15 protein-coding genes and 1 pseudogene are annotated in these 13,235 nt (G+C 73.2%); 4 read left to right on the top strand and 12 right to left on the bottom strand.

Features of this window, described 5'->3' with window-relative positions:
• Window positions 1-73: 73 nt before the first annotated feature.
• Window positions 74-337 (bottom strand): hypothetical protein, encoded by a 264-nt coding sequence (locus IE278_RS39910; protein WP_189779922.1) that lies wholly within the window; start codon window positions 335-337, stop codon window positions 74-76.
• Between the two features lie 108 nt (window positions 338-445).
• Here IE278_RS39910 and IE278_RS39905 point away from each other — a divergent pair.
• Window positions 446-814: pseudogene (locus tag IE278_RS39905) on the top strand (zinc-binding dehydrogenase); the annotation flags it as partial.
• Window positions 815-839: 25 nt separating this feature from the next.
• Here IE278_RS39905 and kynU read toward each other — a convergent pair.
• Genes kynU through paaA form a run of 9 tightly spaced genes read right to left on the bottom strand, consistent with a single transcriptional unit; the run spans window position 840 to window position 8,626 of the window.
• A complete protein-coding gene (kynU, locus tag IE278_RS39900; RefSeq protein ID WP_189779921.1) occupies window positions 840-2,099 on the bottom strand; it encodes a kynureninase in 1,260 nt (419 codons plus the stop codon).
• Window positions 2,096-2,944 (bottom strand): alpha/beta hydrolase family protein, encoded by an 849-nt coding sequence (locus tag IE278_RS39895; RefSeq protein ID WP_189779920.1) that lies wholly within the window; start codon window positions 2,942-2,944, stop codon window positions 2,096-2,098. Before IE278_RS39895 ends, kynU begins: the two co-directional genes overlap by 4 nt.
• A complete protein-coding gene (locus IE278_RS39890; protein WP_189779919.1) occupies window positions 2,934-3,782 on the bottom strand; it encodes a tryptophan 2,3-dioxygenase in 849 nt (282 codons plus the stop codon). Before IE278_RS39890 ends, IE278_RS39895 begins: the two co-directional genes overlap by 11 nt.
• Before the next feature lie 60 nt (window positions 3,783-3,842).
• Window positions 3,843-4,619, bottom strand: a complete 777-nt coding sequence (locus IE278_RS39885) for an SDR family oxidoreductase (RefSeq protein ID WP_189779918.1) — start codon at window positions 4,617-4,619, stop codon at window positions 3,843-3,845.
• Between the two features lie 52 nt (window positions 4,620-4,671).
• The gene (locus IE278_RS39880; RefSeq protein ID WP_246571577.1) at window positions 4,672-5,952 is read right to left on the bottom strand and encodes a 2Fe-2S iron-sulfur cluster-binding protein; all 1,281 of its coding nucleotides are present in this window, start codon (window positions 5,950-5,952) and stop codon (window positions 4,672-4,674) included.
• A gap of 8 nt (window positions 5,953-5,960) precedes the next feature.
• On the bottom strand, window positions 5,961-6,491 hold the full coding sequence (gene paaD, locus IE278_RS39875) for a 1,2-phenylacetyl-CoA epoxidase subunit PaaD (protein ID WP_373312231.1): 531 nt from the start codon (window positions 6,489-6,491) through the stop codon (window positions 5,961-5,963).
• On the bottom strand, window positions 6,485-7,315 hold the full coding sequence (paaC, locus tag IE278_RS39870) for a 1,2-phenylacetyl-CoA epoxidase subunit PaaC (RefSeq protein ID WP_373312230.1): 831 nt from the start codon (window positions 7,313-7,315) through the stop codon (window positions 6,485-6,487). The genes paaD and paaC overlap by 7 nt, the downstream gene beginning before the upstream one ends.
• Window positions 7,299-7,628, bottom strand: a complete 330-nt coding sequence (locus IE278_RS39865; protein ID WP_189779917.1) for a 1,2-phenylacetyl-CoA epoxidase subunit B — start codon at window positions 7,626-7,628, stop codon at window positions 7,299-7,301. Before IE278_RS39865 ends, paaC begins: the two co-directional genes overlap by 17 nt.
• Window positions 7,625-8,626 carry a 1,2-phenylacetyl-CoA epoxidase subunit PaaA gene (paaA, locus tag IE278_RS39860; protein ID WP_246571584.1) on the bottom strand — a complete coding sequence of 334 codons (1,002 nt, stop codon included), beginning with the start codon at window positions 8,624-8,626 and terminating at the stop codon, window positions 7,625-7,627. Before paaA ends, IE278_RS39865 begins: the two co-directional genes overlap by 4 nt.
• A gap of 425 nt (window positions 8,627-9,051) precedes the next feature.
• Here paaA and IE278_RS39855 point away from each other — a divergent pair, with 425 nt between their 5' ends.
• Genes IE278_RS39855 through IE278_RS39845 form a run of 3 tightly spaced genes read left to right on the top strand, consistent with a single transcriptional unit; the run spans window position 9,052 to window position 11,554 of the window.
• Window positions 9,052-9,303 carry an acyl carrier protein gene (locus IE278_RS39855; protein WP_189779916.1) on the top strand — a complete coding sequence of 84 codons (252 nt, stop codon included), beginning with the start codon at window positions 9,052-9,054 and terminating at the stop codon, window positions 9,301-9,303.
• Window positions 9,303-10,799 (top strand): class I adenylate-forming enzyme family protein, encoded by a 1,497-nt coding sequence (locus IE278_RS39850; protein ID WP_189779915.1) that lies wholly within the window; start codon window positions 9,303-9,305, stop codon window positions 10,797-10,799. The genes IE278_RS39855 and IE278_RS39850 overlap by 1 nt, the downstream gene beginning before the upstream one ends.
• Window positions 10,796-11,554, top strand: a complete 759-nt coding sequence (locus IE278_RS39845) for an enterobactin synthetase (RefSeq protein ID WP_189779914.1) — start codon at window positions 10,796-10,798, stop codon at window positions 11,552-11,554. Before IE278_RS39850 ends, IE278_RS39845 begins: the two co-directional genes overlap by 4 nt.
• Before the next feature lie 56 nt (window positions 11,555-11,610).
• Here IE278_RS39845 and IE278_RS39840 read toward each other — a convergent pair whose 3' ends face one another.
• Together IE278_RS39840 and ccrA are read right to left on the bottom strand one after the other, a co-directional pair.
• Window positions 11,611-11,823 (bottom strand): antitoxin, encoded by a 213-nt coding sequence (locus tag IE278_RS39840; protein WP_189779913.1) that lies wholly within the window; start codon window positions 11,821-11,823, stop codon window positions 11,611-11,613.
• A 134-nt stretch (window positions 11,824-11,957) separates the two neighbouring features.
• Window positions 11,958-13,187 (bottom strand): crotonyl-CoA carboxylase/reductase, encoded by a 1,230-nt coding sequence (ccrA, locus tag IE278_RS39835; RefSeq protein ID WP_189779912.1) that lies wholly within the window; start codon window positions 13,185-13,187, stop codon window positions 11,958-11,960.
• Between the last annotated feature and the right edge of the window lie 48 nt (window positions 13,188-13,235).

Here is a 13,235-nt window from a genome sequence, read left to right as displayed (position 1 = left end):
GGTGTCAGTCACTTGATGTCTCTTCCATGATCATCAATTACACCGGTGAGCGTACAGACCCGACACTGGCCGGTCAGAATCCGGCGTCGGCAGGACGCTGATGTCCGCACGACGCCGGGTTGCCGCTGTTGTCGAAGACCTCGGCGTCACTGCCCGAATTCACCCACACCGTGATGCCCTGATCATGAACGACGACGTTGAACGGCGACTCTTCGGGCCCAGTCTCGGTCACGACGGTGAACACCTCGCCCGGACGCATCCAGTGATCAGTTCCCCAAGGCTCCACCCACAGGCAGAGCAGGTTGTCTGTCTCGTTGCTCACGCTCGTCTTCGACACGCAGGCACTCTAACGAGCACCGCCGACGGCCTGAGACGCCTGCCGACAACCGGAAGCCTGGGGAATTACGTGAACTTCTGCCTGGGGAATTACGCGATCGTCCACACCGACGAAGTGATCGACTACACGGCGGTCGACTTCACCGAGGCGGTCCGCGACATCGACGTCGTACTCGACACGATCGGCGGCGACACCGTCGAGCGATCGCTCGACGTGCTGCGCCCGGGCGGTCACGTGGTGACGGCCGTCGCCGAAGAGGACAAGGACCTCGTCGCCCGTTACGAGGCGGCCGGCATGCGCCTCATATGCCTCGCAGTCGACCCCGATCCGGTCGCCCTGCGAGAGCTCGTCGCCCTCGTCGAACAAGGCAGGCTGCGGGTCCACGTTCAGGAGACGTTCCCCTTCGAACGCGTCGCCGACGCCCACCGGCTGCTCGACGGTGGTCACCTCCGGGGCAAGCTCGTCCTCACCCTCTGATGCCCTCCGGTCCTCCCGCGGGTCCTCATGTCACCGGTCCCGCGGCCGGTGGGGCGGGGTCGTAGGCGGCCTCGTGGACGATGTCGCGCAGGGACAGGGCGGCCCGGAGCAGGTCCTGGTGGGTCGTGTAGAGGGCGTTGACGCCGAAGCGTACGAGGTCGGGGGCGCGCATGTCCGCGATCACTCCGCGCTGGGCCAGCGCGACCGTCAGCCCGTGGGCGTGGGGGTGGCGCAGGGTGACCTGGCTGCCGCGGCGGTCGGGGTCGGCCGGGGTGACCGTGGTGAAGCCCTCGGGGGCCAGGAGTTCGTGGGTGCAGCGCAGGAAGAACTCCGTCAGCGACAGGCTCTTGGCGCGGACCTGGGTCAGGTCGACGCCGTCGAAGGCCGTGAGGGCCGCTTCGAGGGCGAGCAGGGACAGGATCGGCGGGGTGCCGATGCGGGCGCGGGCGATGCCCGGGGCAGGCTCGTAGTCCCCGCCCATGCCGAACGGGTCGGCGTGGCCGGTCCAGCCGGGCAGCGGCGTCTCCAGTGACGCGTGGTGGCGGCGCGCCACGTACAGGAAGGCGGGGGCGCCGGGCCCGCCGGAGAGGAACTTGTAGCCGCAGCCGACGGCCAGGTCCACGCCGAGGGCGTCGACGTCGAGCGGCAGGGCTCCGGCCGCGTGGCACAGGTCCCACAGCGCGAGGGCGCCGGCTTCGTGGGCGGCCCTCGTCAGCGCCCGCATGTCGTACAGCTCGCCGGTGCGGAAGTCGACGGGCGAGTAGCTGACCACGGCGACCCGGTGGCCCTCGGCCGCAAGGAAGTCCGCCAGGGCGGCCGGGGGCACCTGGCGCACTTCGAGGTCGCGGCGGCGGGCGACCGCGTCCGCCAGGTAGCGGTCGGTCGGGAAGTGGCCGGGGTCGGTGACCAGCAGGGGGCGGCCGGGGCGGAGCGCGACGGCGGCGTCGAGCGCGGTGAACAGCTGCACGCTCGTGGAGTCCCCCGCGACCGTCTGCCCGGGCGCGGCCCCGATGAGCGCGCCGATGGCGTCGCCCACACGCAGGGGCGCCTGCCACCAGCCGTTGGCGTTCCAGGAGCCGATCAGGTCGGTTCCCCACTGGCGCGTCACGGCGTCGGAGAGGACCGGGGGCACGGCGGCGGGCAGGGGGCCCAGTGAGTTGCCGTCCAGGTAGACGACGCCGGGCGGCAGCAGGAAACGTTCGCGGAGGGACGCAAGGGGGTCGTCGGCGTCCAGTCGTGCGGCCCGCTCGCGCAGCTCGGCCGGTGCCGGGGGTGCGGTGGTCATCGGTGTGCGGCCTCCTCCGCCGCCTGGTCGGACGCGCGCGGAGTGAACGCCGCCGACATCTCGCGCAGGGTGTCCGCGACGGCGCGGGCGCCCGGTGCTCCCGGTTCGATGAGGGTGTAGTGGCCGGTGCCTGGCAGGACGACCGTTCTGAGGTCGTGGTGGACGGCCGCGTAGTCGCTGAACTGCGTGAGCGGGACTTCCTCGTCGACGGCTCCGTGGAGCAGCACGGTGGGGACTCCGGTCGTGCCCGCGTCGCGCAGCAGGGTCAGGGGGTCGACCTCGGGCAGCCGTTCGTCGAAGACGGCCTCGCCGCCCAGGAGTTGCAGGGCGGCGCCGTTGCTGAGGTCGTCGCGCCGGGTGGCGGTGAGGTCGGTGATCGGTGCGAGGGCGAGCACGCTCGTCGGCAGGGTGCGCGTGTGCCAGCGCGAGCCGGCGGGCAGCAGTCCGCGGGCGGCGCACCACAGGGCCAGGTGGCCGCCGGAGCAGTGGCCCGCCAGGACGTAGGGCCGCCCCTGGGGCAGGGTGTCCACGATCCGGGCGACGTCGACGAAGGTCTCGGGGTGGCCGCCCGCGCCCCCGGAGCGGCGGAAGCCGGGGAGCAGGACGTGGAAGCCCTGCCCGGCGAGGTAGGCCGCGAAAGGTGTCAGGTGCATCCGGTCGTAGCGCCAGTAGCCGCCGTGCAGCAGGATGACCAGCGGGGCGTCGGGATCGTCGGCCGGCCAGGCGTCGTAGGACTGGTGGGGGTGGTCCCCGTAGCGGCCGTGCACCGGAGCCAGCACCGGCTTGAGGCTCAGGACCCGCTTCTCCTCCTCGGCCGCGAAGGCCGAGATGGTCCTAGACGTCACCGCGCACCTCCCACAGCTCCGGGAAGACCGGGCGGGCCGCGCGCTTCTCCAGCCAGGCGAGCCCCGCGGAGCCGGCGCTGCCGGGCTTGGACCCCATCGCGCGGCGCACCACGAGGACGTGCTCGAAGCGCCATCGGGTGACCAGTTCGGCGATGTCGGTGAGCAGTTCGCCCAGTGCGAGGTGGGGGTGGTGCTGCGGGCCGCCGTAGATCCGCCGCCACACCTCCACCACCCCGGGATCGGAGGCGTAGGGGGCGGTGACGTCCCGCTCCAGGACGCTCCGCGGCACGGGCAGGCCCTGCCGGTCGAGGAAGGCGAGCACCTCGTCGTACAGGGACGTCTCGCGGTACGTCTCTCCCAGCGCCTCGTGCACGGCCGGGTCGCCCCGGTGGGCGCGCAGCATCCCGGTGGACTTGTCGCCGAGGAGGAACTCCATGTGCCGGTACATCGCCGACTGGAAGCCCGAGGCCTGGCCGAACGCGGCCCGGAAGCCGTTGAACTGGGCGGGGGTCAGCGCGGAGATGGGCGCCCAGGCGCCGTTGAGCGCGGTCAGCGCCCGGCGGCTGCGCACCAGCGCGTCGGTGGCCGCGTGCAGGTCGTCCTTGGCGAGGGCCACCCGCGCCGTGCGCCACTCGTGCACGATCAGGGTGAACCACAGTTCCATCACCTGGGTGGTGACGAGGAAACCCATCTCGTCCGGGGCCTCGGTCAGCGGGTGCTGCAGCGAGTTGAGGACGGACGCGTGGACGTACGCGTCGTAGGGGCTGACGCCCTCGAAGGGCCGGGTCAGGGAGTCGTCCGCCGCGGGCTCGGCGAGTGCGGACGTGCTGTTGTTCATCGCATCTCCTAGTGGTGCGGCCGACGGACGGCCAGGAAGGTGGCACCTCCGAAGGCGGTGTCAGACGCCGAGGTGGGCGCCTCCTGAAGCGTCGATCCACTGGCCGGTCATCCAGCGGGCGTCGTCGCTCGCCACGAAGGAGACGACGTCGGCGATGTCCGCCGGGTCGCCGAGCCGGCCGAACGTGGAGGCCTCGGAGTAGCGGCGCCGGATCTCCGGAACGCTGAGGGTGGGGTTGATCTCCGTCTCGGTGTAGCCGGGCGCGACGGCGTTGACCGTGATGTGCCGGGGGCCCAGCTCCTGGGCCAGGGAGAGGGTGAGGTAGTCGAGGGCGGCCTTGGTCATGGTGTACGAGACGATCGCCGGGAAGGCGACGCGCGTGGCCACGGAGGAGATGTTCACGATCCGCCCGCCGTCGCGCAGCCGGTCCAGGCCGCGCTGGATGATGAAGAACGGCGCCTTGGTGTTGATCGCGAAGACCCGGTCGTAGTCGGCCTCGGTCACGGCGGCGAGGGGGCGCGGGACGGTGATGCCCGCGTTGTTGACGAGGATGTGCAGCCCGGCCGGCGCCCCCTGCTCGGCCAGGCCCCGGTCGAAGGCCTCCCACAGCGTGTCGGCGTCACCGGGCACACCCAGTTCGGCGTGCACGGGGAAGGCGCGGCCCCCCTCGGCCTCGATCTCCTTGACCGTCCGTTCGGCGGCCGTCAGGTCGTGGCCGTAGTGGACCGCGACCAGCGCGCCCTCGCCGGCCAGACGGCGGCTGATGGCCCTGCCGATGCCGCGGCTGCCTCCGGTGACCAGGGCGGTCTTTCCCTCGTGACGGGCGGTGGCGGTCAACGTACGTCTCCTTCGTTCGGTGGTGGCTCGGCGGCGGGTGCGCCGGTACGGGTCATGCGTCGAAGTCGAGGGTGACCTCGGCGGTGCTCGGTCGTGCCCGGCAGACGAGCGTGTAGCCGGCGGCGCGGTCGCGCTCGTCCAGGGCGTACTGGCCCTCGGCCGCCACCCGGCCGGCCAGGACCTTCGCTCGGCAGCTGCCGCACACGCCTTCGCGGCACGCGTACGGCACGTCGGGGTGCGCCCGCAGCAGCGCGTCGAGGATCGCCGTGTCCTGCGGCAGGACGGTGGCGGCGCGGTGACGCCCGTCGAGCAGCGCGGTCACGCGGGCCTCGCCCACGTTTACTCCCACGCTCACGCCCACGTCGACGCCCGGTGCCGGTGCGTCCGTCCGGGCCGGCGGGGCCGCCCGCGGGGGCCGCGGTGGGGTCCCGGCCGGTGTGAACACCTCCCAGCGGACGTGTGCCGGGTCGGCTCCCCAGTCCGTCAGGGCCCGCCGTGCCGTGTCGACCAGACCTGGTGGGCCGCACAGGGCGAACGCCGTGTCCGGGCCGGGACGGGCGTCCACCGCGGCCAGCAGGCGGGACAGCCCCTCGGCGTCGATCCGTCCCGTGAACGGGCCCGCGCCGCGCCCGCCGTCCTCGCGGGTGAGGACGTACAGGACGGTGAGACGGTCGACGAACTCATCCTTCAGCTCGGCGAGTTCGTCGGCCAGCAGGGCGTCCGCGGCGGTGGGGACCGAGTGGATGAGGGAGACGCGGCAGGCCGGGTCCCGGCGCAGCGCCTCGGCGGCCATGGCGGACAGCGGGGTGATGCCCGAGCCGCCGGCGAGCAGCACGTGGTGGGCGCCGGTCAGGTCCGCGAGGGCGAAGGCGCCCTGCGGCGGGGTGAGTTCCAGACGGTCTCCGGGTGTGAGGCGGTCGGTGGCGTGGGCCCCGAAGCCGTCGGGGCCGACCCGTTTGACGACCAGGCGGAGCGCCTGGGGGTGGGTCGGCGGCGGGCAGACCGAGTAGCTGCGGCGCAGTTCGGCGTCGGCGCGGCGGTGGCGGACGACGACGTGCTGGCCGGGCCGGTGGGCGAAGACCTCGCGCAGTGCGGCGGGCACGTGCAGGCCGACGGCCACGGCGTCGTCGGCCAGGCGGCGCACCTCGGTGACCTCCAGCGAGTGCCAGCCGGCGCGCGGACGTGTGCCTCGGTCCGGGGCCTGGTCCGGGTACGGGCCCTGATGCAGGTCCTGATCCCGGTTCAGGTCACGGTCGGCGGCGGCCTCGCGGGGAGCGATCGGTGAAGTGGCGGCAGCGACGGTGGCGGTGACGGTGGCGGTGGCGGTGTTCACGGTCTGCCTCACAGCGCGGTCAGGTGGGGGAAGGGCTCGCTGCACGCCGTGCACCACAGCACCGACTGGCAGCGCGACGGGCCGAAGGGGGTGTGCGGCCGGGTGGCCCGCGAGCCGCAGTGGGGGCAGGGCACCGCACCCAGTTCGACGGGGACCGGTCCGTCGGCGGACGCTCCCCTGGGGGCCGGGGAGAGTGGCGGGGCGATGCCGTTCGCCGCGAGTTTCCGACGCCCCTCCGGGGTGATGCGGTCCGTGGTCCAGGGCGGGGACAGCACCTGCCGCACACGGCCTTCCGGGTGCCCGCAGGCGGTCAGGACGTCCTGTACCGCCGAGGTGATCGCGGACAGCGCGGGACAGCCCAGGTAGGTGGGTGTGATCTCCACCGCCAGGACCCCGTCGGTGTCCGGGGCCACCGACCCCACCACGCCGAGGTCGCCCAGGCCGATCACCGGCAGCTCCGGGTCCGGGACCGCCTCCACCCGCTCGCGCACCTCCCGCACGGAGCGGCGGGCCGTGATCGCCGCCGGTCCGTTCACCAGGTGCCTCCGGGGAACTGCCGGTGCACGGACTGTAGTTCGGCGATCAGCGGGCCGAACTCCTCGGTGTGCAGGCCCGACCGGCCGCCGCCGGCCGACCAGGTGGGAGCGGGCACGGTGAGTCCGGCGTCGGTGACGGTCGCGGTGACGCGCCTCTCCCACTCGGCGTGCAGGGGTGCCGGCGAGGGCACCGAGCCGGCGGCGACGAGGCGGCGCAGCACCTCGTCCTCCGCGAAGAGTTCGCCGGTGTAGGGCCACACCCTTTCCAGCCCGCGGCGCATGCGGCGGGTGCTCTCCGGTGTGCCCCGTCCCAGCCTCAGGGTCCAGCGGTCCGCGTGCATCCGGTGGAAGGCGACCTCCTTGGCGGCTCGGGTCCCGAAGGCGGCCAGTTCGGGGTCGTCGCAGCCCGCCAGTGCCTCGTAGTACAGGACCGCGTAATGCGTGTAGGCCAGTTGCCGGGCCACGGTCACCGCGAAGTCGTCGCCTGGCAGCTCCGTCAGCAGGACGTTGGTGAACTCGCGGTCCGAGCGGGTGAAGGTGAGGTCGTCCTCGGTCCGGGAGCTCCCGTCGAGCTGTCCGCTGCGGGTGAGCAGGGTGCGAGCGTGACCGATGAGGTCCAGGGCGATGTTGGACAGCGCCAGGTCCTCTTCGATGGTCGGTGCGCGCGTGATCCACTGGCACAGCCGCTGCCCGAGGACGAGGGCGTCGTCGCCCAGGCGCAGCAGGTGCACGGCCAGGTCGGCGTCGGCACCCGCGGTGGTGCAGGCCGTGGTGGTCGCGACGCCGGTCGCGGCGGTGTCCACCCGGGTGTCACTCGACGTGGGCACCGTCGGCCCCCTTCTCGGTCGGTCCGGTCGATGCGGTCAGTGGCGCGAAGTGCTCGGGATACCGGTACGGCCTGTGGTGGGCACCGGCGAAGTAGGGGTCACGTTCGTCCGGGGAGGCCGTGTGCACGGCCTCCGAGCGGACCACCCACAGCGACAGCGGGTCGCCCCGGCGTACGTACAGGTCACGGGCGAGTGCCAGCGCCGTGTCCGGGTCGGCCGCGCGCACCGATCCCACGTGCTGGTGGGCCAGACCCCGGCGGGCCCGCAGGAAGACCTCCCAGGACGCCGACGCGCCCTCCCGGTGACGGCTCACGAGACCTCCTCCTCCCGCTGCCGCGCGTCCACGACCGCGTTCTCGGCCGCGTTCTCGGCCGCGACTTCGACCACGTTCTCGTTCTCGTTCTCGTTCTCGCGGGCGGCGTACGCGGCTGCCGCCTCCCGTACCCAGGCGCCGTCCTCGTGCGCGGCCCTGCGGTGGGCGGTCCGCTGCCGTGCCCAGTGCGTGTCGTCGCCCAGCGCCTCGCGGTAGGTGTCCCAGCCGACCGGCGTGAAGTCGTAGTGGCCGCGCTCCTCGTTCCAGCGGATCGCGGGGTCGGGGAGCGTCAGGCCCAGGCGTTCCGCCTGCGGGACGCACTGGTCGACGAAGCGCTGGCGCAGCTCGTCGTTGGTGTGGCGCTTGATGCCCCAGGCCATCGCGCGCCGCGAGACCGCGGCGCCCAGCGCGGCCGTCCGCGCGTCGGTACCGCCCGCCTCGGTGTCGGGCGGCCCGAACATCAGCGCCACGGCCGGCAGCCACCAGCGGTCCACCGCGTCCTGGGCCATCGCCTTCTGCGCCGGTGTCCCCTCGCACAGGGCGCGCATCAGGTCGTAGCCCTGCCGTACGTGGAAGGCCTCCTCCTGGCACACGCGGCGCATCGCCCGGGCGTACGGGCCGTAGGACGTGCGGCACAGGGGTGCCTGGTTGATGACGGCGGCGCCATCCGTCAGCCATGCGATGGTCCCGGTGTCCGCCCAGGTGAGGGCCGGATGGTTGAAGGTGGCCGAGGCGCGCTGCTGCCCTCGGTGCAGGGCGTCCAGCAGGTCGGCGCGGTCCACTCCCAGCGTCTCGGCGGCCGAGTACAGGTACAGGCCGTGGCCCGCCTCGTCCTGCACCTTGGCGATGAGGACCGACTTGCGGTGCAGGGACGGGGCCCGGGTGAGCCAGGCGCCCTCCGGCTGCATGCCGATGATCTCGGAGTGGGCGTGCTGGGCGATCTGACGGATCAGCATGCGGCGGTAGCCGTCGGGCATCCAGTCGCGCGGTTCGATCATCCCGCCCTCGGCGACGATCGCGTCGAAGTGCGCGAGCAGTTCGTCCCGGTCCGCCGTCGCACCGGCGTCCGCGGACACGACGGGCCGGTCCGCGGACACGACGGTGGTGGGCGCGCTCACGCGGCACCGCCCGCACCAGCGGTGTGCGCCGCGTCGACGCGGCGCACGGGACGCCCATCCGCGGTCCGGACCGGTACCGGCTGCCTGGGCACTCGCATCACTCCTCACTCCGTCGTGCCGGAACACGCTTGCTCGTTGCGAAAAGAGGCCGGGCGCGCGCCCGGCTATCCCTGCCGCACGGGTTCGCGGCGCGTGACAAAGCTCACGGACGGGTGCGGGGAGTGGGACCGGCCGTCGCCGCCTCCTAAGGGGGTGGCAGTCGAGATCCGCACGGCGGTCGGTACGCCGGGGCGAAGGGAGAGAACATGAGCACCATCAGGGAGTTGCTGGTCGAACTCACCGGCACGGCCGAGTACGCGGACCAGGTCGGCGACGACGTCGACCTGGCGGCCAGCGGCATCGACTCCGGGGACCTGGTCCGACTCGTCCTGCTCGTCGAGCAGCGGCTCGGCGTGGAGATCACCGCGGAGGACATGGAGGAACTGCACACGATCGCCGACTACGAGCGCTTCGTGTCCGAGCGCTCCGCCGTCGGCGCCACCGGCGGCGGTGCCTGATGTGGCTGACCCAGCTGCTGGAGCGCAACCGCCAGTGCTTCCCCGGCCGGACGGCGCTCGTGGACGAGCGGCGCGAGGTCACCTGGGCCGAGTTCCACGACCGCACGATCGAACTGGCGCGCGGCCTGGCCGAGCTGGGCATCGAACGGGGTGACCGGGTCGCCGTGCTCTCCAAGGACCGCATCGAGGTCCTGGAGAGCTACTTCGCGCTCGCCCGGCTCGGCGCGCTGTTCGTGCCGCTGAACCACAGCCTGGCCGAGCCCGAGGTCGCCGACATCGTCGAGCGGGTCGGGGCGGTGGCCGTACTCGGCGAGTCGGAGCTGCTGGACCGGCACCCCGAGCTGCCGGGGTCGGTGAGGATCCGGCTCGCCTTCGACAAGCCCTCCTTCGAGGCGCTGGGCACCCTGGCCGACGAGCGGGAGCTGCCCGCCGTGGCCGACACCGATCCGATCGCCGTGCTGCACACCTCGGCGACCACCGGGCGCGCCAAGGGAGTCACGGTCGACAGCGGCTCGTTCCGGGCCATCGCGCTGGGCTGGCTGGTCATGGCCCGGCCCACCGACGACATCGTGATGGTCAACTGCTGTCCGCTGTACCACGGCAGCATGGTCGTGTCGCTGACCTACCTGGCGGCCGGAGCCACGGTGGTGCTGATGCCCGGCTTCACCCCGCAGCGGGCGCTCGCCGCGGTGGAACGCAACCGTGCCACGCACATGTGGATGGTGCCGCAGATGCTGCGCTTCATGCTGCAGGCCAAGGCGTCGCACCGCACCGACCTGTCCTCCCTGCGGGAGATCCTGTACGGCGCCGCCCCGATGCCGCTCGATGTGTACGCCGACGCCGTCCGGCGGCTCGGCTGCGGCTTCCGGCAGGTGTACGGCATGACCGAGGTGGGCGGCCCGTTCGTCACCCTCGGCCCCGACGAGCACCCGGCCCCCGGGGACGTCACCGCCCGCATCCCCTGCGGACGGGTCGTGCCGGGCATGTCCGCCCGCGCGGTGGACGAGGACGGCCGGGAGCTGCCGCGCGGCGGGATCGGCGAGATCGTCGTGCGCGGGCCGGGCCTCATGCAGGGGTACTGGAACGATCCCGAGGCCACCCGCGAGATCACCGCGGACGGCTGGGTGCGGACGGGCGACCTGGGCTTCATGGACGAGGAGGGCCGCATCAGCCTGGTCGACCGCACGAAGGACGTCATCATCCGCGCGGGCCAGAACGTCTATCCGTCGGAGATCGAGCGCGCCCTGATGACCCATCCGACGGTCCGGGACACGGCGGTCGTGGGGATGCCCGACGAGGACTACGGCGAGGTGCCTCTGGCGTACGTCGTCCTGGAACCGGACGCGGACGCCGGTGGGGGCACGAGCGCGGCGGAGCTGCTGGCGCACGTCGCGGAGCTGCTCGCTCCGTACAAGCGCCCGCGCCGCGTGGAGTTCATCGAGCAGGTGCCGCGCAACCCCGCCGGGAAAATCATCAAGAAGCTGCTGCGGGTGTGAGGACGTACGACGGGCCGCAGGCCGCGGCCTCTGCGGCGGACCACCTACCGGACGGCGGGCAGGACGGCGGGCCGGCGGCCGGCCGTCTCCTGCGGCTGCGTCCGGTGCTGGCCGCCGCCGGGCTCGGCCTGGGCGTCGCCTGCGTCACGGAGCCGGGGCGGGAACCGGCGGGCCCCTCGGAGGCGGCCGCGGCCGCCTCGATGCCGCCACGGCGGCGCCTGGAGTTCCTGGCCGGCCGGCGGGCCGCCCGCCGGGCCCTGCGCGCGGTGGGGCTGGACTGCGGGGAGATCCCCCGCTCGGGACGGCTGCCGGTGTTCCCGCCGGGGCGGGCGGCGTCGATCTCGCACAGCGCCGGGACCGCCGTGGCCGTGGCCCGCGCGCCGGGTCGGGACACCCCCCTCGGCTGCGACCTGGAGCTGCGGCCGCTCCCCCGTCACGCGGCACGCCTGGTGCTGCGCGAGGACGAGGAGACGCTGCTGGCTACCGGCTGCGCGAGCGATGGCACCGCATGGTCGGTGACGGAGCTGTTCTCGGCCAAGGAGGCCGCCTGGAAGGCGCTGTACGTGCCTTCCGGTGAGCCGGCCGCCCCGGCGCCGGGGGCCCTGCGGGACCTGCGCGCGTTCCCGGCCGGGGACGGTCTTCTGCGCATCGGCCTGCGCGCGGACCCCTCGCGCGCGGTCGAGGTCCGTGTGACGGCCGTGGGGGCGGGAGTGTTCAGCTGCGTCCTGGGCCCGGCCGGCGCCGCGAACGGATGACATGTCTCGGGGCCCCGGCGTTGCGCGCCGGGGCCCCGAGACATGTGCCGTGGGGATCAGTGCCCCGTCGTGCCGCTGCCGTCCGTCGTGCCGCCGTCCTGGTAGAAGCGGCGCGTCGCGTCCGCGGCCTTGTCGGTCTGGGCGTCGTACTTGTCGCCCGTACGCTCGTCGACCAGGCGCTCGGCGCTCGTCACGCCCTTGTCGGCCTGGTCCGGGTGGCCCTTCGCCATCTCCTTGGCCTTGTCGGCCATGTCGCCCAGCTTGCCCATGGGATGCCTCCCCGGTAGTGCGTGCGTCGTACTCCACCGCAGGTACCCCGCGCCCGCGGGGCGAATCACCCCGATCGCACGGCGGGCGGTGGCCCGTGGGGGCCGTCCGCCCGCCGTGCGCCTCGACAGCCGGATCAGGGGCGCGCGTTGACCAGCGCCGCCATGTTCCCGGCCGGGTGCTGGTTGTCGTGGATGAGCTGGTGGGCCACGCCGATCTCGTCGAAGCCGAACGTCCGTGACAGGCACGGGTCGATGACGCCCTGGTCGACGAGCCGGGTGACCTCCCGTGCCTCGCGGGCGCTGGCGACGTGCGAGCCCTGCAGCCGCTTCTGCCGCATCCACAGGAAGCGCAGGTCCACGTCGCCGTTGTAGCCGGTGGTGCCACCGCAGATGACGACCATGCCGCCGTTGTCGCACATGTACATGGAGGTGGGGATGGTGTCGGCGCCCGAGTGCTCCAGCACGATGCGCGGGCTCCGGCGTTCGCCGAGCACGTCCCAGAAGCGGCGGCCGAAGGCGCGGGCGCCGCTCAGCCAGCGGGCCATGGCGGCATCGTCGGAGGTGTCGGGCAGGCGGCCCCAGTGGTCGAACTCGCGCCGGTCGATCCACCCCTCGGCGCCCAGCTTCAGGCAGAACTCGCCGCGTTCCTCGCTGGAGACGACCGCGACGGGGATGCCGCCGACGTGCCGGACCAGCTGGATGGCGATGGAGCCGAGTCCGCCGGCACCACCCCAGATCAGCACCGGGTCGCCGGGGCGCACGGTGTGCGGTTCCCAGCCGAAGAGCTGGCGGTAGGCGGTGGCCGCGGTCGCCATGTAGCAGGCGGCCTCCGCCCAGGACAGCCGGGCCGGCTTGGGGTGGAGCATGTAGTCGTCGACGACGGCGAACTGCGCGAAGGAGCCGTAGTTCTCCTCGTAGCCCCACACGCGCTGGCTGGTGGAGACCACCGGGTCGGTGCCCATGCGGATGTCCTCGGCCGACTCGTCCCACCGGCTGGCCAGGACGACCACCTCGTCGCCGGGCTTCACCCCGCGCACGCCCTCGCCGACCGCCCACACGATCCCGGACAGGTCGGAGCCGCCGATGTGGAAGTCCTCGGTGGCGCCCGCCTTCTGGCGTGCGGTGATCACGTCGAGCGGCTCGCCCAGCGCCGCCCACACGTTGTTGTAGTTGATGCCGGCCGCCATCACCTTCACTGCCACCTGGCTGCGGCCGACGGGTGGCACGTCGACCACCTCGGTGCGGAAGGCGTCGATCGGCCGGCCGTAACGCTCACGGCGGATGAGCGAGGCGTACATCTTCTTGGGGACGGTGCCGATCTCGGGCGCGTCGCCGAGTTCGTAGAGGTCCTGGGTCGCACTCACGCGGGGTCTCCTGAACGGTCGGGGCGTACTCGGTGGGCCGGGGACGGG

Source organism: Streptomyces tauricus (assembly GCF_014650955.1).
Classification (GTDB): domain Bacteria; phylum Actinomycetota; class Actinomycetes; order Streptomycetales; family Streptomycetaceae; genus Streptomyces; species Streptomyces tauricus.
Note: the sequence above shows the minus strand (reverse complement) of the source record. Positions and strands in the feature narration are given on the sequence as shown.